Raw genomic sequence first — 23,772 nt, forward strand, 5'->3', positions numbered from 1 at the left:
GGTGAACGGGGGTTCTTTCCCATCCACCTGTAAATACATTGTTGTATAAAATTTGCCATTCGTACAGTTAAGTCTGCCGGAATGTGTACAGCTTTATCAGAAGTCGAACTTTTTCTCCGGCCACGCAATCGCGGGAATACCGCCGTGGCGCGGGCTGGCAAAAAGATGCCCCTGGAACTGGGAAATCCCCGCGGACTCCAGCCACATCCACTCTTCCGCCTTCTCTACCCCCACCGCGCAGAACTGGATCTCAAGCGAGGAGCAGCATTTGATAATCGCCTGAATAATGGCCTGCCGGGGGCCACTTTTATGCACGTTCGCCACCAGATCGCGATTAATCTTAATTCTGTCCGGCTGGAACTGCGCCAGCAGCTGCAGCCCGGCAAAACCGGCGCCAAAGTGATCGATCGTCACGCTGATGCCCGCGCTTTTTAACTGCCTGACCGAATCCGTGAATTCATCAAAACGGGAAATGGCTTCGCTTTCTGTAAACTCCACCACAATTTGCTCGGGCACAAACCCATTTGCTTCAATCGCGGTGAGCAGGAAATCCACGGCGTTGGGAATGTTGACCAGCGTCATGGGCAGCAGGTTAAGGGATAACGTCTGGTCCTGTAGCCCCAGCGCGCTGGCCATGGAAAGCGCCACCTGCTTGCTCTGCAAATCAGACGCATATACCTCGTCACGCGGCCGGTTAGCGAAATAGACCCCCGGCGGGTCGCCGTCAGGAGTGCGGAGAAGCGCCTCCCAGGAGACGACCTGCTGCATAAACGGATCGACTATCGGCTGGAACGCAAAGCTACAATCCGCCCCTTTCGCAACCACCTCGGGCTGCGCGGACAGCCGCGTTTCTTCGCGAACAAACTCCCAGGAATCCGCAGGCGGCAGTTCAAAATAGTTCGCTTTTTCCGTGGCCTCGACAAAGGTGCGGAAAAACTGCAGCGGGCGGTCGTTATACGTCAGCTGATAGCGTGTCGTTCCCCTGTTAAGCACCTGCTGCAGCACCTCATCCCTGTCGAAGTGGCGTAAATCAAAAAGCTCCATGCCCACGTTGCCAAAGCGTCGGACAGGTCCGTGATCGCGCATCAGCTCCACCACGTTATGGTGGCGCGGGTCGTTGCAGATCTGCTCATAGATAGCAGTGACGTGTTCCACTGGCCCTTCAAGCAGCTGAAAAAAATGCGTGCCGTTAAACAGCAGGATCCCCGTGACGTTGGATTGCCGGTTTTTACTATTTGCTGCAGCGACCATTGCTTCCAGCGCCTTCACTGGAACGTCCTCGCAGATATGACTGCGGTAAATGATGGTTGTGAGCATGCGATTCCTGGGGTTAGGGTTTTGGCCACAAATAAGGTGGATAAGAAGCATTTATAGCACATTAATTGCCTGACAAATAATTTACATCTCAACCATTTACGGCAGTTAATGAAACATTTTTCTGTGCTGTACAACTTACCCGTATCAGACCATTTTGTACAATATATCCTGTAACGTTACCGGCTCATGACACACCATCAACATCATGAAAATAAAGTACTTTATAAAATATATCATAAAAATATTAAAAATCTGTACATTTTATATGTACAGATTTAAGAATTGTGTATACCTTAATTGTAACGTTAGTGATTACAAAATTTTACAGGAGCGAAACATGCAGCAGAAAGGTTACGCCACAGATTCCGCAGCAGCGATCGCACAGTACTTCGAAAAGGCTGCGCTTCCCACCCAGCAGGAGACGCTGGGCCAGGTGGTTGTCGAAATTCTCAGCGACGGGCGAAACCTGAATCGCAAATCGCTCTGTACCAAACTGCTCAGCCGCCTCGAAAGGGCCGATGGTCCGGAAGAGGAAGAGCATTACCACATGCTGCTTGGCCTGCTCTTCGAACGGTAACGTGATGAATAGCAGTGACGCAGACCGACTGATCGACACGCTTATCGGTGAAGCCGTTCTCTCTCTTCTGAAAGAGCGGGGGCCAGTGACAACCGAAGGATTGCTGCAGCGTCTGCGGGTAATGAAAGAACATGAAAAGGATCCCCGGCGGCGGGAGACACTTGCGGTGGTAATTGCCGAGATCGGCTCAAACAGCATCGCCTTTACACGTCGCAGAACCGCGCAAGGACGAACGAACAGAGAGGGATCTCTCAACGATAACAGAGACAATGTAGTGCCGTTATTTGGAAGTGGAAAACCGTCCGACCCCAAAAAAATACATTGACTGCAATTTAACAGCTACGGTGAGAACAAATGAGACAAAATATTCAGCTTCAACCCGAATACCATTCTGCTTTTTTAGACAGTGCGCTGTCGGAATATTTCCGTCACGCAGGCGATCGTTTTGCTGAAGAGTCCGCTGTTTTTTCTACTGCAGTACGCTGTGTTCTGGCCTCTGAAGGTCATCTGTCCAACAAAGCGATCATCCTCTGGCTCATTCAGACGCTGGAAGCCACCCACGACGTGGTTCAGGCGGATGTGATTCGTAAGACTCTGGAAATCGTGGTGGGTTACACGATGGACGATCTGTAAGCTCCTGCGCTCCCCCCTAACGTGTCATCGTCAAAACTGACGAATAGCCTGACGATGACACGCGCCTTTCCCGCGTAACACCCTGTAAAACCAGAAAAGCCAACCTGGCACGGTTCCTGCTTACCTCTGCTTACGGGACTGGGTTGTCCAGTCAACTTTGCTTCATTTCTTAACAGGTCTGTTATTGATGAAAAAGATCGCCAGCGTCTGCCCCTACTGCGGTGCAGGCTGTAAATTAAACCTTGTCGTTGAAAATAACCGTATCATCCGTGCCGAAGCGGCAGAGGGCGTCACAAACCAGGGCACCCTGTGTCTGAAAGGCTTTTACGGCTGGGACTTCCTCAACGATACCCGTCTGCTCACCCCGCGCCTGACCCAGCCGATGATCCGCTATCACAAAGGCGAGGCGTTCACCCCCGTTACCTGGGAAGAGGCTATCCGCTACACCGCCCACCGGCTCAGCAGCATTAAAGCGCAGCACGGGCCCCGGTCGATCATGACCACCGGATCCTCCCGCGGAACCGGCAACGAAACAAACTATGTGATGCAAAAATTTGCCCGCGCGGTGCTGAACACCAACAACGTGGACTGCTGCGCGCGCGTCTGTCATGGCCCTTCCGTGGCCGGTTTACAGGAAACGCTCGGCAACGGCGCGATGAGCAACTCAATCAATGATATTGAAAACTCAAAATGCCTGCTGGTGTTTGGCTATAACTGCGCGGACTCCCACCCTATCGTCGCCCGGCGCGTGCTGAAAGCGCGTGAAAACGGCGCGAAAATCATCGTCTGCGATCCGCGGCGAATTGAAACGGCGCGCATCGCCGACCAGCATCTGCAATTGAAAAACGGCAGTAACATGGCGCTGGTGAACGCCTTTGGCTACGTGCTGCTGGAAGAGGAACTCTACGACAAAAGCTACGTGGCGCGCTTTACGGAGGGGCTTGAGGCCTATCGCCAGACGGTGAAAGACTATGCGCCGGAGAAGGTCGAGCATCTTACCGGCATTCCCGCCCGCGACGTTCGTCAGGCGATGCGCACCTTCGCGGCGGCCCCTTCCGCCACCGTGATGTGGGGGATGGGCGTGACCCAGTTTGGTCAGGCTGTGGATGTGGTCAAAGGGCTTTCCAGCCTGGCGCTGCTGACCGGTAACCTGGGTCGCCCCGCCGTCGGCGTCGGGCCCGTGCGCGGTCAGAATAACGTACAGGGTGCCTGCGACATGGGCGTTCTGCCGAATATGTTCCCCGGCTATCAGGATGTGACCGACCCGGCGGTCAGGCAGAAGTTCGCCGATGCCTGGGGGATTGACGTCAATAACATGGACGATCGGGTCGGGACGCGCATTACCGAGGTGCCTCATCTGGCGCTGGAAGGCAAGGTCAAGGCCTACTACATCATGGGGGAAGATCCGCTTCAGACCGAAGCCGATCTCGGTCTCGTTCGCAGCGGCTTTGAGGCCCTCGACTTCGTCGTGGTTCAGGACATCTTTATGACCAAAACGGCAGAAGTGGCGGACGTTCTGCTCCCAGCCACCTCCTGGGGTGAACACGGCGGCGTCTTTACCTGTGCCGATCGCGGGTTCCAGCGTTTTGGCAAAGCCATTGAGGCCAGCGGCAACGTGAAGCGCGACTGGGAGATTATCAGCCTGCTCGCCACCGAGATGGGCTACACGATGCATTATGACTCCAACCAGCAGATCTGGGATGAGATGCGCGAGCTGTGCCCTCTCTTTTACGGCGTGACGTATGAAAAAATGGGCGAGATGGGCCACGTGCAGTGGCCGTGCCCGACGCTGGATCACCCGGGAACGCCGTACCTGTACAAAGACAATCAGTTCGACACCCCAACCGGTAAAGGGCAGCTCTTCGCCGCGCCGTGGCGCGCGCCGGCGGAAACTCCGGATGCGGATTTCCCGCTGGTGCTGTGTACGGTTCGCGAAGTGGGACACTACTCCTGTCGCTCGATGACCGGGAACTGCGCCGCGCTGCAGAGTCTGGCCGATGAGCCGGGTCGGGTGCAAATGCACCCTGCCGATGCGGTCAAACTGGGCATTACTGACGGACAGCTGGTCTGGGTGCGTTCGCGTCGCGGCAAAGTGATTACCCGAGCCAGCATCAGCGAGCGTATCAACGCCGGGGCCGTCTACATGACCTATCAGTGGTGGATTGGCGCCTGCAACGAGCTGACCCAGGATAATCTCGATCCCATCTCCAAAACGCCGGAAACGAAGTACTGCGCGGTGCAGCTGGAGGCGATTGAGGACCAGCGCTGGGCAGAGGATTTTGCGGCGTCGGCGTATCAGTCCATGAAGTCGCGGCTGATTAACGCGGTGAATGTCTGAAGAACATGCCGGGTGGCGTCATTGCCACCCTGCAATGATGTTGTGATGAATCAGGGCTCACCATAAAGAAAAACGCGTACCTGAAGCCCGGCATCATTGCTTCTCCGATCGCTGTGGCTTAACCAGACGCCTGACGAAACCGTAACGACGTTGTTGAGCGGGGTCTGCCAGGCTGTCTCGACCCCTTTCAGCGTCTCATTATGTGGATAAGCCTGGTTAAACGACTGCGACGTGCGGTTCACCCGAGCCCTCACGCCGCGCAGGCTTAGCCGTTGGTCGTTCTCAAATACCCACTCAACGCGCGCCGAGTACTGCGTGCCGTCACCGCCCATCGCATCCGCCAGCGGCCAGCCCTGCTGATAAAAACCGCCGTGATAGCAGTAGTGATAATAGATCACCCCGGTCTCTTTCATTTGCGAACGCGTATCCGCCGCTTCGAGAGCCCAGTTCACCTGGCTATTTCCCCATACATTATGCCCTTCGATCCCCCCCAGCCAGGTATTATGAGATGGCAAAAATCCAGCTTCATCATCACCCACAACCTGACCATACAGACTCACCGGAATATCTAACAGACTGGCTAAATGAACGCGAAAATCAATGCCGCCAAGCTGGTCTCCCGGATCGCTTTTCTGGTTTCCGGTATTGTCCTGCCCAATTAACGCATCCCGGAAGGACGCGTAGTTTTCCGGGCGCCCCTTTCCGCCCCACATGATCACACGGGAAAGGGCCAGTTCCAGCGCGTTACCTGGCGCAAAGGCCACTCTGGCTCCTGAAAGCTTCGGCTGCTCCGGGCGAGAATATTGCCGAATCTGTCCCGTAAAAATTTGATATTGCCATGCTCCCAACCATGCAAACCAGGGGCTCTCGAAGGGATACTGTTCATCACGCTGTATCATCACCCCCACCACCGGACGTGCTGCATCAGAACGGATTAGACTGGCATCATTTCCAGAGCCCCACCACTGCGGGATCTCACCGAAGCTTAACCACTGGTTAGCCAGACGCAACGCCGCATAGCTGCCGTTTGGGTTAACCCCGGACGCGTCAGCGATCCATTGTCCTCTCTCTACATTCCCCTTCAGGGTAATATCCCAGTCACTGTCATTCATATTGATAGCGGTGCTAAACGACTGCCCCGCGGTATGCTCTGCTCCCATGCCAGCCGGGAGCACGTTGCGGCCAGTCGCGGCAAAAGCAGAAACCTGTACCGACGATTTAAGTTGCTGTAACCGTTTTTGAATCCGATGAATAACCTGCAGGTTAACGGGATCCTGGCTGGAGCGTAGCGTTAACAGTGCATTTTGTATTTCCGCCTCACTAAGGGGCCATGTTGAAAGGTCAAGGTGTATTAATTTTCGGTCGGACAACCATGCCAGATCGTCACGCAGGGAGCGGTCGTTAACCACCAGTCCCGCAGAAAACCCCGGACAGCAAAAAAGGCAGAGGACAAGCGCCACTGTGTTATTAGCGAAACGAGACAGCATATCAATCCTGGATATTATCGATTCAGATACTGGTGAAATATATTCGCCCAGTTATTTTTCTCAGCAATTCTGTTAAGAAGCTTTATTAATTCATAATCGCTTCGCAAATGAAATTTCTGCATCAGCATATATTTATGCGTAAAAACCGTTTTATCACTGATGCATAGCTCATTCGCTATGTCGGTAACCGACAACCCCTTATACAAGCCAATCATAATGCGAACCTGTTGGGGTGATAATGTTTTTTGCTGGCACTCGAAACAAGAAATAGAAGGTCGCCGATATTTATTTAACGGGGCTACCTGCCAGGCGCTAAAGAGCGCATGACGTACCTGCGACAGAGGCGCTCTTCTTGAAATGAAAATAATATCCTGAAAACAGGATGGCAACGCTTTTACCGGGGCATCATCTTCCAGAATTCCGATGATGATTCCCTGCTGGCGCGCCTGCAATTCGGGAAAACAGGTAAAGTACTCCCCCTGGCACAACGAGAGCACAATGACATCAGCCGCTCTGATACTATCCGCTGTAAAATCAAACGTAAATGTAACGTCCCGCTGTGCGACATGAGAGAAAAATCCTTAAAAAAATACTGCAAGCCGCACTGAAATAATATATCAGTCTCGCTTATTAAAATATTGACCATTTTTATGCCAGGGAGTCGTTAAAATAAATAGTAAAGTAACCGTTTTATTTTGATTACAAGTCTGTCGTCACTTGGCACTCAACTTTTGCAAGCGCGTTATCGCTTTGATCCCAATCTGCAGTTTTGATAACCGGCTCTTTAAAGGCCCACATAATGGACAGCAACAGGACCAGTACGATAGTTCCCTTTAACAAAAGGCGGATAAAATACATGTCATCTCCATCAGTCAAAAGCGTATCAGTTATATTGCATGGTAAGAACGACAACCGCGCTAATCGTCCCTGGCGTTGCACCACCCGCGACCGATTTAACCCTCGCCTGCATGGGTAAAGTAGCCGTTCTGTCTGCAGCAATATTTTGGGTGATGCTTGATCCCGTCCCCATGAGCACATCGCTGCTCATCTCCGTCATAGCGATAGCAACATTCTCTGCCGTGCCGCTATTCTTGTAGTAGCCGACTCCGGCAACAGGGTCGGGTGTTCCGCTAAAGGTGGCTGTTACGCTGCGGGTGCCCACTGGACAAAGGGTGAACAATAAATTAAACGCAACCGGATCGGAAAGGGATCCCGGCGTCGCCATATTGGATGCCTGAATATTGCCGAGATTAACATCCAGACTGGTATTGCCCCCATTAAATACGCAGGGGGAGGCAACAATATTGCCGGTGACGCTGACGTTAACGCTATCCGCGGCAATAACATTGCCGCTTATTACTGCCGCGATGAACGCTGCCGTGCGCATTATATTCATCGTCATCCCCTTTACTGGTAGGTCAAATTTAAGGTTGCTGACGCATTTGCGGTGCCGGGTTCTACCGTCGTTTGCGTCTGGTAATAACGCGCCGTTAAAGGGAACGCTTCCTGGCCGCCCGCCGCGAGTTTTAACGGCAGACGCGAGCTGAGAGTGAGAGGTGTACCGTTATAGAGCAACTGAACGCCAACCCCTTTCGCCGTGCCGGTATTACCCTGCCCCGTCAGCGCGAGCACGCTCGTTGTTGCTACGTCCGGGTTCTGAATGCCGCTGAGTGACACGTTGACGTTAGCCCCCGCATCGCAGTTAAGTCCGAGATTCTGCGTATTTTGGGCGCCCGCCGGTGTGGTGCCTACCGTTGAGCCAAAAACTGCGGCAGAAATATCGCCTATCGGAAATGTCAGTTGCGGTGTTGTGATATTGCAGGCCAGTACGTTAATGGTTCCGCCCAACAGGGTGGTCGTCAGGCCATCACGATAAACGCCGTCACTGCCCTGCAGCATCACCACGCCCAGCACGCCAGGCGTCAGCGACCCCGACGCAACCGCTCCGGTAACGATAAGTTCTATTTTACCGCCCCACCATTCGACATAATCCGACTGCGCGTTATAGGAGAAGGTATTGGTCGGGTTTTCAAAATAATTACCCGATGAAAAGCGCACGCCTATACCGTTTACATTGGTGTTATAAACATGATTACCGTAAGCACTCGGTGTCGCATTAAGGTAGCGCATGCTAAAACCCAGCATTAATGGATTGGCGCACCCCGTTAAATAGGAACCGGTTAACGTCGCGTTTCGCGAAAATAATACGGTTCCAACGGCAACGTCGCGCTGAACCGTAATCGTGCCGATGGACAAGGTTGATTCCTGTGGCGTAATCGTCGTGCAGGTTCCTGCATGAGCACTGTTCCAGCCTGCTGCGACACACAGCAGGAATATGATGTTAATTAAGCGCATTTTAAAAACCCTAAAGACAATTGACGTTAATTTCGGTAATTCCGCCTGCCGAAGGCTGCGGGGAAAGCACGTACGGTGCGCGGCATTGCCGATCGCTTTCCGCTCCCCACGAGATGAAGACGGTTCCCTGTGTGTCCAGACCGGTGAGATAAGCCTGACCTCTATCGCCAACAATAACGCTGCTGCCGTCGGCGCCCTTCAGGCTTGCCGTTGCACCAAAGGGAACAAACTGGCCGTTATGCAGTAAATTAAATAACGCCCGTCGCCCCACCTTCGCCTTATAGTCGGCCAAAACGATCGCGCCGCGCGTCGGCGTCACCGTCCGGGTATTAATATCCAGCTCAACATCATCCGGCAGGCTTTCCGGGGCAAGGGTGATGTCATTTTTACGGTATACGGAGAGATTGCTGACCACCGTATATCCGCGGTAATCCGTTCTGACACCCGGCTGATTGCGAATATCGACGTCGTGCGCGCCCGGCGCGCTAATCAGAACATTGGTCTCACCCAGGGGCTGCGAAAGCGTAATCCCCTCTCTGTGAGCGAGAATGCCCCCCTGTAAGCCGTAGTTAAGCCGCTCGCTGTTTTTGTCGTAGCTGTAGCCCGCCGTCACTTCGCCGTAGGTTCCCTTATAATCACCATTCATATTGCCCGTGTAGCCAACGCCGTCCGACCCGTATCCCTGCTGCACGTTCCAGTTCAGGGCGTGGTTTTCCAGCGCCACGCCGTTCAGGCCAACGTTGTGCGTGGTGCCGTTATTCTTGCTGGCGCTCACGCCATAGTTAGCCCAGGTTTGCGGCAAAAACTTCTCCAGAGGAATGCTGACGTTAAAGGCCAGCAACCGATCGTTGTCGTACCGTTTATTGTCATCGTATGAACCCGCGCTGCCGTTTTTACTGTAGGTCCAGGTGAGTCCATAACTGATGTTGTGCCAGTAGTTGTTGTAACCCAGGCTGTATGACGCCATCGTTTGACCCGAATTCCAGTAGTCTTCGCGGGCCGCGCTCAGCGTCAGCGAGCCAAGATTACCGCCCAGCGTCTGGCTCATCGTAAGTTCGGCCCGGTTGCGGCGTCGGTCCTGAAGCGCGGAGCTGTCGCCGTACGAATCAAGGATCTCCTGCATACCGTAGTAACCGCTGGTCGAGTAACGGTAGCCCGCAATCGAAAAATGGGTTCCGGTACCCACAAAGTTCTTGCTGTATCGCGCCCGCCAGGACTGGCCGTTGGATTTCTCACCTCCCTGCGGGGTGGACCAGGCCTGGGTCATGTCCGCAGAAATCGCGCCGAAATCACCCATATTTTTCCCGAGCCCGGTGGCGATCGACTGATATTTACTCGACTCCTGCAGCCCGCCATAGAGCGTGAGACCATACGGCAACCCATAAATCCCGGTGATTTGCCCAAACGGGGTCTTATCAACGCTGCCGTTATATGAACGGTATTGCCCTCCGGTTACCGCATACTTGAGCCGTCCTTCGCGCTGTAAAACCGGTAAAGACGCGTACGGGAGGGTGAAATGCTGCTCGCTGCCGTCTGCTTCCTTAACGGTGACGTCCAGATCCCCGGCGCCCCCCGTGGGGTACATATCGGTAATCTCAAAAGCGCCCGGCGCCACGTAGGTCTGATAAATCTGGTAGCCATTCTGGCGAACAATTACCTGCGCATTGGTACGCGCGATACCCCGCACCACGGGCGCATAGCCTTTCAGCGAATCCGGGAGCATGTCATCATCAGAAGCCAGCTGTCCGCCGCGAAACGGCATGCTGTCGAACACGTCGGCTGGCGCGGAGCTATCCCCCAGGGTGAGCTGCGCTTTGAGCGGAATAATGGCCCGCTGTGCATAGGTGTAGACGGTATCCCATTTGTCCTGACCGCTCTCATCCCGCGACCAGGTGGTGTAATTTCGCAGTCGCCACGGCCCAACGTTGAGACCCGGGCGCAGGTTGGCATATTGACTGTTGGTGTTTTTACTCTCGTTCTGTTTCGCCCGGCTGTTTGCGCCACTCAGGCTGTAGTTCAGCATCGCGGCGGCGATCCCCTCATCCCACTGTTCTGGCGGGACATACCCTCTGGCAGGCAGGTCGATTGCGGCCTGAGGAATACTGATAACCAGCCGCTGCGCGGCAAACTGAAAATCCGTGCTGGCATGAGGAATCGCCTGCAGGTTGACGCAGGGCGCGCCCTGGATGGCTAAGTCGGGAAAAAGCGCGGTTTTGACGCCCCATTTGTTGAGCTGCTCAATACTCAGACAAGGCTGAAGGCTATCGCCCTCTTCCCCACCTTTCACTGAGGTAAAATCAATATCGCTTGTCTCGATGAGTTGGTCGTCAAGGATGATGTCAACGTGGTATTTCCCTGGTGCCTGCGAACCTGATTCAAAAGCAGATAAATCAGCTTTACCCGTGCCCGGGTTGTCCAGTTCAACCAGTTCGGCGTTGAACGAATCACGGGCATCAACAGTCTGCATTGCATTAACCAGCGCAAAAGCGATACAGATCGCCAGACGCGCAGGCTGCATTTTTTTAGTTTTCGTTGCCATCATCATTAACCTGACCTGATATGAGGATCGCCGCTTTTGATAAATTAAAAGCTGGCCTGATGTATTATTCCGGGACTGCCGTAATCATTAATGACTTTGAATGAAATATGGTTGCCATTGGCACCTGCGGGTAAGGTAAATGCCGCCATTGCACCAGGCGCCACCCAGGAGACCTCATCCAGTTTTTTATCACCGACGCTTATTTCATTAAAGTTGATGACATATTGCGTTGGATTGGTAACCATTAGCTTATTCCCGCTACGCGACCAGGTTAATTTATTCGCTTGTTCTTCCGGTGTTGATGCCTTCAGACTCGCCGGGCGATAAATAAGCTTGATGCGTGTTTTTACGGCAATTTGCAGCGAGTTTGCCTGTTTTGAAGCAGACGGTATCGCTTTAATATTCAGCCAGAAAAGACTTTCCTTATCCTGGGGTAGCGAACCCGAGAGTAAAATACGCTCAATGTTTTGCTGGCCACCATCCAGTCGATATAAAGGCGGAGTAACAATGAACGGCGCTTTATTAGCATTACCCTCTGGCATTTCAACCCAGGACTGGATTAAGTAAGGAACGGTATCGGCATTATTGATGCTAATTGATGCCTCTTTTTTCCCACCCTCAAAAATAACGCGGGTACCGCCGATAATGACCCCGGCATAAGCGTTCGAAAACGATGTGGTCAGAGCGGCAGCGATGAGCAGGGTCTTGCTAATAAAATTCATGTTACACCTCTTGAAACACGGGGGCAGTGGCTGCCCCCCGCAGAACGTCGTGGAACCGACTCGGGTTCTGCTTAATGACTAGTTATAAACAACGGAGAAATTTGCCACGGAGTTTGCAGGACCGGCAGTCACCGATGCCGCCGTTGAAATATACTGCGCGTAGAAATTCAGCGTATTATCGGCAGTGCTGCTTAACATATAGCTATAGCTGTTACTGCCGTGCAGCGGCAGATCCGCTTTATCCGCGGTCATCAAATTAATAGCAACACCCGTTGCCGCGCCGACGACGGAGGTATCAACAGCCAGCAGATCGGCGTTAGTCAGGTCAGGCGTACCGTCAAAACGGACTTTGGCACTGGTGACCGTGACCGGGCAGTTCTTCAGGACAATATCGAATTTCGTTGCTGCAGTTCTGGAGCCCGTTGCCGGAAATTCTGTTTTATTGTAATCGCCTAATACCACCACCTGATTTTGAGAGGCAACCGCGACATCGCAGGCGGAATCCAGGATGTGACCGTTAAAATTAACGGTTCCAGCAGCAGCGAAAGCATTGCCCACCATTAAGGCGGAACCTGTCACAACCATCGCTAAAATAATATTCTTTTTCATAATCTTCATTTTCCTGTTTACGGGATAACTTTATTTATTATTGAAACGCACGCAGTAGAAAGTTGATAAATGAATCGCTGTAGGTTCATTTATTTTTTTAATTAACGCTATAAGGTCTTTCTGACTGACCGGTTAAAATTTATATAATCATTTTGGTGAACACAACTTTTTGCTGGTCTAGCTGTAGACTCTGATTTAACGTAAATTCAACATTTCTTCAGGATACGCTTATACCTTATTTCCCGGGTCTATTAGTAGACTTGATCGCCTTTCTGTTTTCATTCAACACGTTAGATATCAGGCGCTCAACGGTCTACTTTTGGACCTTGCCGAAACATTCCCTGACCTCTTCATTTTTAAGATAATTCCCTGCGCAGATCAAAAAACGATCGAACCCGTAGTCGCTGTGAGGTATCTTATGAATACACGTTTAACCACGCCATTGAATAACCACGAATCAACCGTTCTTGGTTTAAAACCGTTTATCCATATCGATACCCTGATTAAATCAGTGCTACCTGCTGCGAACAGAATGATCATCTGTCGGGGAGAAACCGTACATTATTATAAAGATGACGTGCGCCAGTGTTTTTTACTTCTCCAGGGAAGCGTGGCGCTTCATCGTCGCGGCGACGGTATTGTTTTAAACTCTGAGTCAGCGCCGTTTATTCTGGGCGTCAGCAGTCAATTTTCTTCGGAGCATCTCTACGTCAGGGCCCTGGAGACGGCAGAAATCGCCCGCGTGTCGCTGGAGACGTTTAATCAGATTGTTTCACACCAGGATTTATGGGAGCATTTTTCAAAGCTGCTTATTTATACGGCCTCACGGGTGTATGAGCATTGCGCGCAAATATCGCAAATGTCTGCCTACGACATTATTCGCTTCCAGCTTGTTGAGCTTATGCAGGAGCCCGATGCCATACGGAAGAATACGACGGCGGCCGCGTACATCAAAAGCCGGACGTATCTTTCACGTAGCGGAATTATGCGTATTCTGGCAGAACTGAGGACCGGGAAGTACATCACCATGGAGCGTGGGGTGCTGCTTGACATTCACCATCTGCCGCGAAAATATTGACAGCCAGCGTGCCTGTACCCGGGAGAAGCGCTATAATTAGCCAGGTTATTTTTAAGGTTGTCGGCTACCATGTCCCTTCCAGAAAAGTCTCAACGGGGTTCCCCCTACGCGCAAGAGCTTATTTCACACCTGATGCCTGATTGCACAACCCATCGCGCCGCCCGCGGCGAGCGGCTGGACCTGCAGGTCAACGGTCAGGGCATGTGCTATTTAATTCTTGAAGGCACCATCGCCATCTACAGAAGAAGCGATGACATGATGCTGTCTACGGCCCGCAGCCCCTCGGTGTTCGGCCTTGCTAACCTCACCGATATCTATTTCAATGATTATATTAAGACAGTCAGTCCTTGTCTGATAGGGACGCTCACCGCCGATCGGGTGAATGAAATCATTAAAGAGAAGGCGCTATGGGGACTGCTCTCTCAACAGCTCATGTTTGTGTACAGCCGTCTTTATAACAACGTGATGCCGCAGGGCGCGCCGACGGCATATGAGATGATTCGCCAGCAGCTGGTCAAGCTGATGGAGGAAGATGAGAGCTATCGGCTCAGCGTGACGGCGGAAAGGTATATCAGAGAGAAAACCCAGCTCTCCCGCAGCGGCGTGATGCGCATTCTGGCGGATTTAAAAACCGGCGGATTCATCGAGATGGAAGAAGGCAGGCTCATTAAAATCAATAAACTCCCCGCCCGATACTGAATTTCAGACACAAAAAAGGCCGCACTCGCGGCCCTTTTATTCTCATGTACTCAATGGACGTGAACGCCCAACCGCCAGGCAAAGTAGATCTCTTCTTTCAGTTCATTCGAAGAGAGCGCCAGCAAATCTGTAAATTCCAGCTCAAGCTGTTTCAGCTTTTTCAGGTACTGCGCCGGAGACAGGTTGCTCTTATCGCGACGTAAATATTCAATTGCCAGCCGTGTTGGGGTTATTTCAGTATCCATGATGTCCTCGCTTATGTACAAAACCTGACCAGTATATCACAACGCGCTGGCTAGTTTTTGACCAAAGGCAAGACATCTGAAAACTTTACACAACCGCCGTGGTCAGGCGCGACGAGCAGCACAGGCGATCCTGCTCGTCGAGAATATCTATTTGCCACACCTGATGGCGGCTTCCGGCGTGCAGCGCGCGGCAAACACCGCGCACGCGCCCGCTGCGCACCGAGCGAATGTGGTTAGCATTCACCTCGAGCCCGACAACCTTCTGCTCCCCTTCGGTACAGAGATACCCCGCCACCGAGCCCAGCGTTTCGGCCAGCACGACGGACGCTCCGCCGTGCAATAAACCAAACGGCTGGTGGGTGCGACTATCGACGGGCATGGTGGCCTCAATCTCATCGTCGCCAATGCGGATGAACTGGATATCCAGCAGCCCTACCATATTCCCCTCGCCCATGGCGTTCAGCGCCTGCAGCGTCACGGCACGTTTCCAGATCATCCAATTATCTCCAGTAAAGCCTGCAATGGGTGACGTACGCCGTTACCTTCAACCCGTTTTACCTGGCTGCGGCAGGAGTAGCCCGTCGCCAGACAGCGGTTTCGCGGTAAACGCTGCATCGCCTGATGCCAGGACAGCTCATAGATGCCGAGCGAGTTGGCGTGGTTTTTCACTTCGTGTCCGTAGGTTCCGGCCATCCCGCAGCAGCCTACGTTGACGCTCTCCAGCTTCGCACCAAAGCGGGCAAAAACAGACGCCCACTGCGCGGGGGCACCCGGCAGCGCGGTCACTTCCGTGCAGTGACCGAACAGATACCACGGTTCACCGCTGACATCCTGAACAGCCTTATCTTCCAGCGCCGTCGGCAGCCACTCGTGCACCAGCATCACGTTGAAATCGCCGCGCTTATCGCCCAGCGTCTGCTTGTATTCATCGCGATAGCAAAGCACCAGCGCCGGATCGACCCCGACCATCGGTATCCCGAGCTGCGCCACGCGATTCAGGAAGTCAGACGTTTTCTGCGCGGTCTTCGCAAAGCGGTTCAGGAAACCTTTAATGTGCTGCGCCTTGCCGTTCGGAGAGAACGGCAGCACAACCGGCTGGTAGCCCACTTTCTCCGCCAGACGGACGAAATCGGCCACGACCTGCGCATCGTAGTAGCTGGTGAACGGATCCTGCACAACCAGCACTACATTGGCTTTTTGCTCCGGAGCGAGCGCCTCCAGCTGTTCCAGGGTCATGTTCGCCGAACGGTGGCCAACAAGCTGGCGCTGCAGAGACGGGACCGACAGCAGCGGCAGATCGACCATGCCGATGTGTTTTTCGGAGAGCTTGCGCACCAGCGGCTGGTTAATAAAGAAGTTGAAGGTCTTTGGCGCACGCGCCATCAGCGGCGCGTAGCTTTCTACCGTTGCCACCAGATGGTCGCGCACCGGGCGGAGGTATCGGGTGTGATAAAGCTGCAGGAAACGCGAGCGGAATTCCGGCACGTCGATTTTAATCGGGCACTGGGTGGAGCAGGCTTTGCAGGCCAGACAGCCGGACATCGCCTCTTTCACCTCATGGGAGAAATCGTACTCGCCCTTGTTGGCATGCCAGCTGTTGCGGGTGCGCTCAATCAGCGAGCGCAGGCTGGCTCGTTTTTCCGGCAGCTCCTGCTCCAGCTTGAGCGGATCCACCCCGCGGTCGGCCAGCAGACGCAGCCACTCGCGCACCAGCGTCGCCCGCCCTTTCGGCGAGTGGATACGGTTGCTGGTGATTTTCATCGACGGGCACATCGGGCTTTTCACATCAAAGTTAAAGCACAGGCCGTTGCCGTTGCACTCCATCGCGCCGCGCCAGGACGCGCGCACCGCAATCGGGATCTGTCTGTCGTACGTGCCGCGCTTGACGGCATCCACCTGCAGCATCGGGGCATCAACACCTTCAGGCGGGCAGATTTTACCCGGGTTGAGGCGGTTATGCGGGTCGAAAGCCGCTTTCACCTTGCGCAACTCCGCGTAGAGCTGTTCACCGAAGAATGCCGGGCTGTACTCCGCGCGGAACCCTTTCCCGTGCTCTCCCCACAGCAGACCGCCGTATTTGGCGGTTAAGGCCACCACGTCGTCGGAGATCTGCTTCATCAGGATCTCCTGCTGCGGGTCGCACATATCCAGCGCCGGACGCACGTGCAGTACCCCTGCATCGACGTGGCCGAACATGCCGTAGCTCAGCCCGTGGCTGTCCAGCAGGGCGCGAAACTCAACGATATAATCCGCCAGATGCTCAGGCGGCACGCAGGTATCTTCGGCAAAGGGAATGGGCTTCGCCGCCCCTTTCGCATTGCCGAGCAGGCCCACGGCTTTTTTACGCATCGCATAGATGCGCTCAATCCCGGCCAGATCGTTACAGAGCTGCCAGCCGATCACGCCGCCTTCCCCCTGCGCAATCAGCTCATCCAGCCGCAGGCAGAGCGTGGTGACCTGGCGCTCTATCAGCTCCGCATCATCGCCGGCAAATTCCACGATATTGAGACCGAGCATCTCTTTATCCGGCACGTCGGTAATGAGGTCACTCACGGAGTGCCAGACAATATCTTCCCGGGCCAGATTGAGCACCTTAGAGTCGACGGTCTCCACCGACAGCGCCTGCGCTTGCACCATAAACGGCGCATTGCGCAGCGCGGAGTCGAAGGAGTCATATTTGACGTTCACCAGACGACGCACTTTCGGCAACCGGGTAATATCCAGCCGCGCTTCGGTAATAAACGCCAGCGTCCCTTCGGAGCCGGTCAGCACGCGGGTTAAATCAAACTGGGTCAGGTCATCGTTAAAGACGTGACGCAGATCGTACCCGGTCAGGAAGCGGTTCAGTTTGGGGAATTTATCGAGAATAAGCTGGCGGTTGTCGCGGCAGCGTTCCAGCACGGTGCGATAGATACGCCCGCTGGCGGTGTTATCTTTGCCCAGCGTTTCCGCCAGTTCGACCGGCATCGGCTGGGTATCGAGGATATCGCCGCCCAGCAGCACCGCGCGCACGCCCAGCACGTGATCGGAGGTTTTACCGTAGACCAGCGAGCCCTGCCCGGAGGCATCCGTGTTAATCATCCCGCCAAGGGTCGCGCGGTTGCTGGTGGAGAGCTCGGGGGCAAAAAAGTAGCCGTAAGGCTTGAGATACTGATTAAGCTGATCTTTGATGACGCCCGCTTCAACCCGCACCCACCCCTCTTCCGGGTTGATCTCAATGATGCGGTTCATATAGCGCGACATATCAACAATGATGCCCTGGTTCAGCGCCTGACCATTGGTCCCGGTGCCGCCGCCGCGCGGCGTAAAGACCAGCGAGGCAAACCGCTCCTGCGTGGCCAGCCGGGCGATAAGCGCGACGTCAGCCGTTGAACGCGGGAAAACGACGGCATCGGGAAGAAGCTGGTAGATACTGTTATCGGTCGCCATCGTCAGCCTGTCGGCATAGTTCGTGGCGGTATCACCTGTAAAACCCTGTTGCTCCAGTGCTTGCAAAAAATTAAGCACCAGCTGAACGACGCCAGGTGCCTGAGAAATCTGTGGGATCATGACTGTCGACCCTAATTAGAGTTGTATGAAATCGTTTGCGTGTATCTTAAAAGTTTTATCACATTTTTTTCTTATAATCTCTGCTGAATTACAGGCAAAATCCGCCTGTCAAAAACCGCTGAGATCATTAATGATTAAAGAGACGCGGTTTTCCGTTCCCGCCAGTGGTACTGGCGTTCTTTTAAGGAAAGTTTCATTTATGGTCAATCTTCGCCAGCCCAGGGATGTTGCGCAAATTTTGTTGTCGGTGCTGTTTCTGGCCCTCATGATTATTGCGTGTCTGTGGATTGTTCAACCCTTTATTCTCGGCTTTGCGTGGGCTGCGACCGTTGTCGTCGCCACGTGGCCTTTGCTGCTGCGCTTGCAGAAGCTGCTGTTTGGCCGCCGCGGGTTAGCCGTGCTGGTCATGACGCTCCTGCTGTTCCTGCTGTTTATTATTCCTATTGCCCTGCTGGTGAATAGCCTGGTGGACTCCAGTGGCCCCGTTATTCGCGCCATTAGCAGCGGTGACCTGACGCTGCCGGATCTCGCCTGGCTGAACAACATTCCGGTGGTGGGCGCTAAACTCTACAGCGGCTGGCATAGCCTGCTGGAGATGGGCGGCAGCGCGCTGATGGCAAAAGTCCGCCCTTACATTGGCACCACCACCACCTGGTTTGTCGGTCAGGCGGCGCATATCGGCCGCTTTATGATGCACTGTACCCTGATGCTGCTCTTCAGCGCTCTGCTCTACTGGCGCGGTGAGCAGGTAGCTTTAGGCGTTCGTCACTTTGCCACCCGCCTGGCGGGCAAACGCGGTGACGCTGCGGTACTGCTGGCTGCGCAGGCCGTGCGCGCAGTTGCGCTGGGCGTGGTGGTCACCGCGCTGGTGCAGGCGGTGCTGGGCGGTATCGGTCTGGCGATTTCCGGCGTACCGTACGCCACCGTATTCACCGTTGTCATGCTGATGACCTGTCTTGCGCAACTGGGACCGCTGCTGGTGCTGGTACCCTGCATTATCTGGCTCTACTGGACGGGCGATACCACGTGGGGAACGGTGCTGCTGGTCTGGAGCTGCGTGGTCGGCACCATGGATAACGTCATTCGCCCGATCCTCATCCGCATGGGTGCAGACCTGCCGCTAATCCTGATCCTCTCCGGGGTGATTGGCGGTCTGATTGCCTTTGGCATGATTGGCCTGTTTATTGGCCCGGTGCTGCTCGCCGTCACCTGGCGTCTGTTCTCCGCCTGGGTGCATGAAATTCCGCCGCCGGGAACTGACCCGGACGTGATTTTGAGCGAACTGGAAGAGCTGGAAGAGAAGAACACGCATTAAGTTTTTTGCCGGGTGGCGCTAGCGCTTACCCGGCCTACATTCCCCCTCACAATACTTTAACGCTGCTAAAGTATTTATTCATTACTCACTGGTCAGACCCGCCCTTTCAGCATTAAGCCTGCTATTAACCTCAAGAAATCTTTACGTCTCTTAAACTATTGAGACGAATCCGATCGACGCTAAATAACACAATGCCTACTATTAGCACACGGTTATAAATCAACACCTTGATTTATAAGCATGGAAATCCCCTGAGTGAAACAACGAATTGCTGTGTGTAGTCTTTGCCCATCTCCCACGATGGGCTTTTTTTTATCCTGACTACGCTTGCTTAACCTCACAGGCACTGAGCATCCGCCACTCCGCAGGCAGCACCCGCGCTTCCCCCGTCACATTGACCGTCACCGCCGCGCGGATATCCGCCGACGATGCGCCAACCTGTAGTTCAAACTCACCCGGCTCAACGATGCGTTTCCCGTCTCGACGGGTAAAGTTGAACATCTCAACCGGCAGCGTAAAGGCGAGCGTGGCGGTTTCGCCCGGCGAGAGCGTGACGCGCTGGAAGGCCTTCAGCTCCTGAAGCGGCCGCACCTGCGTGGCGACCTTATCCCTGACGTAAACCTGCACCACCTCGCTGCCGCTGCGCTCTCCGGTATTGGTGATATCCACACTCAGCGTCACCTCGCCGTCGGCCGGCACGCTGGATGCCGCCACTTTTGCCGCTCCCCAGCTAAACTGCGTCCAGCCGAGGCCGAAGCCAAACGGGTAACGCGAACCGAAATGGAACGCAAACGGCGTGCCGCCGCTTTTAAGCTTGTGATTGTAGTAATACGGCATTGCCCCGGCGCTTTTCGGCACGCTCACCACCAGACGCCCCTGCGGCTCGGCACGCCCCGTCAGTACGTCCGCAATCGCCCAGCCCCCTTCCTGGCCCGGCGCCCACGCCATCATCAGCGCCGCGACCTTGTCCTCCAGCCCCTGGAGGTTGTACGGACGCCCGCCGGTCATCACAACAATCACCGGCTTGCCCGTCGCCACCAGCGCATCCAGCAGCTGTTGCTGCACGCCCGGCAGGTTCAGGGAATCGGTATCGGAACCTTCCCCCACGGTGCCGCTCTGGAACAGCCCGGCGAGATCGCCCACGCAGGCGACCACCACGTCACTCTCCCTCGCGGCGTTTACCGCCTCGGGGATGAGTGCGGTGCTCAGTGAAACCGGCGACTGCTGCATCGGTTTGCCGCCGCTGTCGCCCGGGAAGACCGGCGCGCCCGCCATCCGTTTTTCGATAATGTGGCACCCTTTGGCATAGCGGACGTTCGATGCACCGAGATACTGCTCCAGCGCCGCGCGCGGGGTCGTGACCTGCGAGGTCTCTTCCACCATATCGCTGATGATCAAATGCACCGGGAAGCTGTATCCGCTCAGTAACGCCAGCGGATCGTCTGCTGTCGGCCCCACTACCGCCACGCGGGGTTTGCCGCCGAGCGGTAAAATGCCGTTGTTTTCCAGCAGCGTGACCGATTTTGTCGCCACCTCCCGCGCGGCCAGGCGGGTCATATCGTTTTGCAGATCGATACCGTTTTCATCCGCGTACGGCTGTTCAAACAGCCCCAGGCGGAATTTTTCGGTCAGCACGCGCGCCACGATCTCATCCACTTTCGCCATAGAGATCAGCCCGCGCTCTACCGCTTCCGCCAGATGCCGCGCGCAGTCGTCTTTCGGCAGCTCAACGTCCAGCCCGGCGTTGAACGCCAGCGCGGCAGATTCGGCCGCGTCGTGGGAAATCCCATGATGCTGGTGCAGCAGGCTGACGCCGCCGTAATCCGCCACAATAATCCCGTCGAATCCCCACTGTTCGCGCAGGACGGTGGTCAGCAGGAAGCTGTCGCTGTGCCCCGGCTGGTTATCGATATCGTGATAGGCGGGCATCACCGAACCGGCGTTTGCCAGCTTGACCGCCATTTCAAACGGCAGCAGGAAGGTGTCGTTCAGCTCGCTGAACCCCAGGTGCACCGGCGCATGGTTGCGCGCCCCTTCGCTGAACGAGTGGCCCACGTAATGTTTCAGGGTTGCCAGCAGGTCGCGTTTATCGCCCTGTAAGCCCTTCACGTAGGCGGTCGCCATCACGCCCACCAGCCAGGGATCTTCCCCGAAGGTCTCTTCGGTACGCCCCCAGCGCACGTCGCGGGACACGTCCAGCACCGGCGCAAGCCCCTGCTGGCAGCCGACGGAGCGCGCCTCTTTGCCAATCTGCTCTGCCGCCCGCTGCACAAGCTCCGGATCCCAGGTCGAACCGTAGTTCAATGACGACGGGAACAGGGTGGCGTCTTTGCAGAGCAGCCCCACCAGACACTCTTCATGGAACAGCGCCGGGATGCCGAGCCGCGTCTCTTCCATCATCATCCGCTGCAGGCGGTTCGCGGCGCGCACGCCGGTTTTCGCGTCAACGATGTGGGTGCCCAGCGGACGCGTGATCTGCCCGACGCCCAGCTTCAGCCGTTCGCTAAGCGCAGCCTGCTCGCTCACGCCGGCGAATTCGTCGCTGAGGTCGCTGCGCTCGCGGTGATTACCGTTTTCATCGAGGATCAGCCAGTACGCGTGCATCTGGGCGAACTTCTCTTCCGGGGTCATGCGCGCCAGTAAATCGGCGACGCGCTCGTGCACGGGACGTCCTACGTCCTTATAGATAGCAGTCATGTTTTACTCCTGTAGTGCGGAAGGGGTTGCCGGGCTGAGCTGCCCCGCTTCGGGTCTGACTTCACGCTTGCTGGCCAGCTCTTGGGCGATGGAATCCACCAGCCGGCTGTTGAGCTTGTAGATGGCAAGCAGCGCGACCATGCAGAGGAACAGCGCGCAAGGGATAAGGGTGAACAGCGCGCTGATGGTCGAGAGAACGTTCGGCGCCTGGGTTGCCTGTCCCGGGGCGTAATCCACCATGCCAAGCACCCAGCCGACCACCGCCCCGCCCAGCGCCAGGCCAAACTTGATGGCAAACAGCGCGGTGGAAAAGACCAGCCCGTCCAGGCGGCGGCCGCTGCGATGCTCCTCGTAGTCGACCACATCGGAGAACATGGTCCACTGCAGCGGCGTGGTGAGGTTTTGAATAAAGCTAAAGACGATGTTAAGGCCAAAGATGAGCCACACCTGTGAGGGCGGCAGGAAGAAAATCAGCGCGCCGAAAATCACGAAGGAAATAATGGTCCACTGATAGGCGCGGACGCGGTCAAATTTCCCCAGCAGCCGTTCAGATAATAATGCGCCGCTTAAGGAGGCCACCATGCCGGAAACAATAAAGGCAAAAACCAGATCCGGGCGCAACAGCACATAGTTTACGTAATACAGGGTAGCGGAACCGCGCGTCACCACTGCCGTTAACAGCAAAATATTAAACAGGAACACAATACGCCACTGGCTGTTCCCGGCCAGCAGTTTTAAATCGGTGAGCATGGAGCCGGAGGTATCATTGCGCGGAGAATAACGCTCGCGGGTCATCAGGAAACAGCAGAAGAACAGCACAATTCCCAGCAGCCCCATCAGGCTCATGGCATAGAAATAGCCTTTCTGCACGTTGCCCTGGCCTAACAATGAGACCAGCGGCAGGGCGATAACCGTCACAATCAACCCGCCGATAAACGACAGGCCAAAGCGCCACGACTGCAGAGAGTGACGCTCGCGCGGGTCCAGCGTCAGCGCGCCGGGCATGGCGCAGTAAGGCACGTTAATCGCGGAGTAAATCAGGCTTAAAATCGCGTAGGTTACGCAGGCATAAACGATTTTCGCCGTCGGCCCAACGTCCGGCACATAGAAGGTAATCAGGCAGCTCACGCCAAACGGGATGGCGAACCACAGCAGCCAGGGACGGAAACGTCCGTGACGCGTCTGAGTGCGGTCGACCAGTGCGCCAATGCACGGGTCGACAAACGCATCGACCACGCGCACCACTAAAAACATGGTGCCCATAATCGCGGCGGGCAGCCCAAACACGTCTGTATAAAAATAAGCGAGAAATAACGTTGCCGTTTGCCAGACCAGCGCGCTGGCCATATCGCCTAAGCCATAGCCTATTTTATCTTTGGTACGCAATACAGAGGAGAGTGTCATTGTTATTTGCCTTTTTATCAGGTTAAAACGTATTTCAACCAGTTGCGCATCATCTGAAGGGAAATGCGCAGTAAGGCTCAAGTATTAGCAACGGTTTGCGCGCTAACAATTGTCTAAATTGACAGACAAATTATGATATTTGGTTTTTTGTTTTATTTGTGATGGGGAGCATATTTGGACGGAAATAAAAAAGGCGAGGAGATATCTC

Annotated in this window: 21 protein-coding genes and 1 other RNA gene; 8 read left to right on the top strand and 14 right to left on the bottom strand. The window is 54.9% G+C overall.

Annotated elements, in window-relative coordinates:
* Positions 1 to 96 precede the first annotated feature (96 nt).
* On the bottom strand, positions 97 to 1,317 hold the full coding sequence (locus tag KIF87_RS08710) for a diguanylate phosphodiesterase (protein WP_213328503.1): 1,221 nt from the start codon (positions 1,315 to 1,317) through the stop codon (positions 97 to 99).
* Between the two features lie 337 nt (positions 1,318 to 1,654).
* Here KIF87_RS08710 and ycgZ point away from each other — a divergent pair, with 337 nt between their 5' ends.
* From ycgZ to fdhF, 4 genes are all read left to right on the top strand, one after another.
* Positions 1,655 to 1,894 carry a regulatory protein YcgZ gene (gene ycgZ / locus KIF87_RS08715; RefSeq protein WP_029739771.1) on the top strand — a complete coding sequence of 80 codons (240 nt, stop codon included), beginning with the start codon at positions 1,655 to 1,657 and terminating at the stop codon, positions 1,892 to 1,894.
* 4 nt (positions 1,895 to 1,898) lie between these two features.
* On the top strand, positions 1,899 to 2,219 hold the full coding sequence (locus KIF87_RS08720; RefSeq protein ID WP_213328504.1) for a hypothetical protein: 321 nt from the start codon (positions 1,899 to 1,901) through the stop codon (positions 2,217 to 2,219).
* A 29-nt stretch (positions 2,220 to 2,248) separates the two neighbouring features.
* The gene (locus KIF87_RS08725; RefSeq protein WP_023311323.1) at positions 2,249 to 2,527 is read left to right on the top strand and encodes a biofilm/acid-resistance regulator YmgB/AriR; all 279 of its coding nucleotides are present in this window, start codon (positions 2,249 to 2,251) and stop codon (positions 2,525 to 2,527) included.
* Between the two features lie 187 nt (positions 2,528 to 2,714).
* Positions 2,715 to 4,865, top strand: coding sequence for a formate dehydrogenase subunit alpha (fdhF, locus tag KIF87_RS08730; protein ID WP_213328505.1), 2,151 nt, complete (start codon positions 2,715 to 2,717; stop codon positions 4,863 to 4,865).
* Positions 4,866 to 4,915: 50 nt separating this feature from the next.
* Here the strand turns inward: fdhF and KIF87_RS08735 are convergent, their stop codons facing one another.
* The 8 genes from KIF87_RS08735 to KIF87_RS08770 all read right to left on the bottom strand — a co-directional run bounded on the left by KIF87_RS08735 (position 4,916) and on the right by KIF87_RS08770 (position 12,577).
* Positions 4,916 to 6,352, bottom strand: coding sequence for a capsule assembly Wzi family protein (locus KIF87_RS08735; protein ID WP_283771120.1), 1,437 nt, complete (start codon positions 6,350 to 6,352; stop codon positions 4,916 to 4,918).
* Positions 6,353 to 6,366: 14 nt separating this feature from the next.
* Complete coding sequence (locus KIF87_RS08740) at positions 6,367 to 6,849, bottom strand: helix-turn-helix transcriptional regulator (protein WP_349628215.1); 483 nt, start codon at positions 6,847 to 6,849, stop codon at positions 6,367 to 6,369.
* A gap of 202 nt (positions 6,850 to 7,051) precedes the next feature.
* Positions 7,052 to 7,210: a hypothetical protein gene (locus KIF87_RS08745; RefSeq protein ID WP_213328507.1), complete on the bottom strand. Its 159-nt coding sequence runs from the start codon at positions 7,208 to 7,210 to the stop codon at positions 7,052 to 7,054.
* Positions 7,211 to 7,235: 25 nt separating this feature from the next.
* Positions 7,236 to 7,754, bottom strand: a complete 519-nt coding sequence (locus KIF87_RS08750) for a fimbrial protein (RefSeq protein ID WP_484613094.1) — start codon at positions 7,752 to 7,754, stop codon at positions 7,236 to 7,238.
* Positions 7,755 to 7,759: 5 nt separating this feature from the next.
* Entirely contained in the window at positions 7,760 to 8,707 is a 948-nt protein-coding gene (locus tag KIF87_RS08755) for a fimbrial protein (protein WP_213328509.1), read from the bottom strand.
* Positions 8,708 to 8,717: 10 nt separating this feature from the next.
* Positions 8,718 to 11,246 carry a fimbria/pilus outer membrane usher protein gene (locus KIF87_RS08760; protein ID WP_213328572.1) on the bottom strand — a complete coding sequence of 843 codons (2,529 nt, stop codon included), beginning with the start codon at positions 11,244 to 11,246 and terminating at the stop codon, positions 8,718 to 8,720.
* A 44-nt stretch (positions 11,247 to 11,290) separates the two neighbouring features.
* Entirely contained in the window at positions 11,291 to 11,968 is a 678-nt protein-coding gene (locus tag KIF87_RS08765) for a fimbrial biogenesis chaperone (RefSeq protein ID WP_213328510.1), read from the bottom strand.
* Between the two features lie 78 nt (positions 11,969 to 12,046).
* Positions 12,047 to 12,577: a fimbrial protein gene (locus KIF87_RS08770; RefSeq protein ID WP_213328511.1), complete on the bottom strand. Its 531-nt coding sequence runs from the start codon at positions 12,575 to 12,577 to the stop codon at positions 12,047 to 12,049.
* A 418-nt stretch (positions 12,578 to 12,995) separates the two neighbouring features.
* Here KIF87_RS08770 and KIF87_RS08775 point away from each other — a divergent pair, with 418 nt between their 5' ends.
* A complete protein-coding gene (locus tag KIF87_RS08775; protein ID WP_213328512.1) occupies positions 12,996 to 13,655 on the top strand; it encodes a helix-turn-helix domain-containing protein in 660 nt (219 codons plus the stop codon).
* Between the two features lie 69 nt (positions 13,656 to 13,724).
* Positions 13,725 to 14,354: a helix-turn-helix domain-containing protein gene (locus KIF87_RS08780; protein WP_213328513.1), complete on the top strand. Its 630-nt coding sequence runs from the start codon at positions 13,725 to 13,727 to the stop codon at positions 14,352 to 14,354.
* A gap of 50 nt (positions 14,355 to 14,404) precedes the next feature.
* On the opposite strand, the gene KIF87_RS08785 is transcribed toward KIF87_RS08780, so the two are convergent.
* The 3 genes from KIF87_RS08785 to ydiJ form a co-directional block, all read right to left on the bottom strand.
* Positions 14,405 to 14,599, bottom strand: coding sequence for a YdiH family protein (locus tag KIF87_RS08785; protein ID WP_063448958.1), 195 nt, complete (start codon positions 14,597 to 14,599; stop codon positions 14,405 to 14,407).
* A gap of 85 nt (positions 14,600 to 14,684) precedes the next feature.
* A complete protein-coding gene (gene menI / locus KIF87_RS08790) occupies positions 14,685 to 15,095 on the bottom strand; it encodes a 1,4-dihydroxy-2-naphthoyl-CoA hydrolase (protein WP_023311321.1) in 411 nt (136 codons plus the stop codon).
* On the bottom strand, positions 15,092 to 18,148 hold the full coding sequence (ydiJ, locus tag KIF87_RS08795; RefSeq protein ID WP_213328514.1) for a D-2-hydroxyglutarate dehydrogenase YdiJ: 3,057 nt from the start codon (positions 18,146 to 18,148) through the stop codon (positions 15,092 to 15,094). Before ydiJ ends, menI begins: the two co-directional genes overlap by 4 nt.
* A gap of 199 nt (positions 18,149 to 18,347) precedes the next feature.
* Between ydiJ and ydiK the strand changes: the two genes are divergently transcribed.
* Entirely contained in the window at positions 18,348 to 19,463 is a 1,116-nt protein-coding gene (gene ydiK / locus KIF87_RS08800) for an AI-2E family transporter YdiK (protein WP_213328515.1), read from the top strand.
* Positions 19,464 to 19,671: 208 nt separating this feature from the next.
* Positions 19,672 to 19,779: antisense sRNA RprA (gene rprA / locus KIF87_RS08805), an RNA gene on the top strand.
* Positions 19,780 to 19,784: 5 nt separating this feature from the next.
* Here the strand turns inward: rprA and KIF87_RS08810 are convergent.
* Together KIF87_RS08810 and KIF87_RS08815 are read right to left on the bottom strand one after the other, a co-directional pair.
* Positions 19,785 to 22,160: a glycoside hydrolase family 3 N-terminal domain-containing protein gene (locus KIF87_RS08810; RefSeq protein ID WP_213328516.1), complete on the bottom strand. Its 2,376-nt coding sequence runs from the start codon at positions 22,158 to 22,160 to the stop codon at positions 19,785 to 19,787.
* A gap of 3 nt (positions 22,161 to 22,163) precedes the next feature.
* A complete protein-coding gene (locus tag KIF87_RS08815) occupies positions 22,164 to 23,564 on the bottom strand; it encodes an MFS transporter (RefSeq protein ID WP_213328517.1) in 1,401 nt (466 codons plus the stop codon).
* Positions 23,565 to 23,772: the final 208 nt, after the last annotated feature.

It is taken from the genome of Enterobacter sp. 120016, assembly GCF_018383635.1.
Classification (GTDB): domain Bacteria; phylum Pseudomonadota; class Gammaproteobacteria; order Enterobacterales; family Enterobacteriaceae; genus Enterobacter; species Enterobacter asburiae_D.

Bases quoted from the DNA above. Each gene is read 5' to 3' on its own strand.
- KIF87_RS08745 (WP_213328507.1), bottom strand. From the start codon at position 7,210: ATGTATTTTATCCGCCTTTTGTTAAAGGGAACTATCGTACTGGTCCTG.
- KIF87_RS08710 (WP_213328503.1), bottom strand. From the start codon at position 1,317: ATGCTCACAACCATCATTTACCGCAGTCATATCTGCGAGGACGTTCCA.
- KIF87_RS08770 (WP_213328511.1), bottom strand. From the start codon at position 12,577: ATGAAAAAGAATATTATTTTAGCGATGGTTGTGACAGGTTCCGCCTTA.
- KIF87_RS08760 (WP_213328572.1), bottom strand. From the start codon at position 11,246: ATGGCAACGAAAACTAAAAAAATGCAGCCTGCGCGTCTGGCGATCTGT.
- KIF87_RS08780 (WP_213328513.1), top strand. From the start codon at position 13,725: ATGTCCCTTCCAGAAAAGTCTCAACGGGGTTCCCCCTACGCGCAAGAG.
- KIF87_RS08750 (WP_484613094.1), bottom strand. From the start codon at position 7,754: ATGACGATGAATATAATGCGCACGGCAGCGTTCATCGCGGCAGTAATA.
- KIF87_RS08810 (WP_213328516.1), bottom strand. From the start codon at position 22,160: ATGACTGCTATCTATAAGGACGTAGGACGTCCCGTGCACGAGCGCGTC.
- KIF87_RS08775 (WP_213328512.1), top strand. From the start codon at position 12,996: ATGAATACACGTTTAACCACGCCATTGAATAACCACGAATCAACCGTT.
- KIF87_RS08735 (WP_283771120.1), bottom strand. From the start codon at position 6,352: ATGCTGTCTCGTTTCGCTAATAACACAGTGGCGCTTGTCCTCTGCCTT.
- ydiK (WP_213328515.1), top strand. From the start codon at position 18,348: ATGGTCAATCTTCGCCAGCCCAGGGATGTTGCGCAAATTTTGTTGTCG.
- KIF87_RS08815 (WP_213328517.1), bottom strand. From the start codon at position 23,564: ATGACACTCTCCTCTGTATTGCGTACCAAAGATAAAATAGGCTATGGC.
- ydiJ (WP_213328514.1), bottom strand. From the start codon at position 18,148: ATGATCCCACAGATTTCTCAGGCACCTGGCGTCGTTCAGCTGGTGCTT.
- KIF87_RS08720 (WP_213328504.1), top strand. From the start codon at position 1,899: ATGAATAGCAGTGACGCAGACCGACTGATCGACACGCTTATCGGTGAA.
- ycgZ (WP_029739771.1), top strand. From the start codon at position 1,655: ATGCAGCAGAAAGGTTACGCCACAGATTCCGCAGCAGCGATCGCACAG.
- KIF87_RS08785 (WP_063448958.1), bottom strand. From the start codon at position 14,599: ATGGATACTGAAATAACCCCAACACGGCTGGCAATTGAATATTTACGT.
- menI (WP_023311321.1), bottom strand. From the start codon at position 15,095: ATGATCTGGAAACGTGCCGTGACGCTGCAGGCGCTGAACGCCATGGGC.
- fdhF (WP_213328505.1), top strand. From the start codon at position 2,715: ATGAAAAAGATCGCCAGCGTCTGCCCCTACTGCGGTGCAGGCTGTAAA.
- KIF87_RS08725 (WP_023311323.1), top strand. From the start codon at position 2,249: ATGAGACAAAATATTCAGCTTCAACCCGAATACCATTCTGCTTTTTTA.
- KIF87_RS08765 (WP_213328510.1), bottom strand. From the start codon at position 11,968: ATGAATTTTATTAGCAAGACCCTGCTCATCGCTGCCGCTCTGACCACA.
- KIF87_RS08755 (WP_213328509.1), bottom strand. From the start codon at position 8,707: ATGCGCTTAATTAACATCATATTCCTGCTGTGTGTCGCAGCAGGCTGG.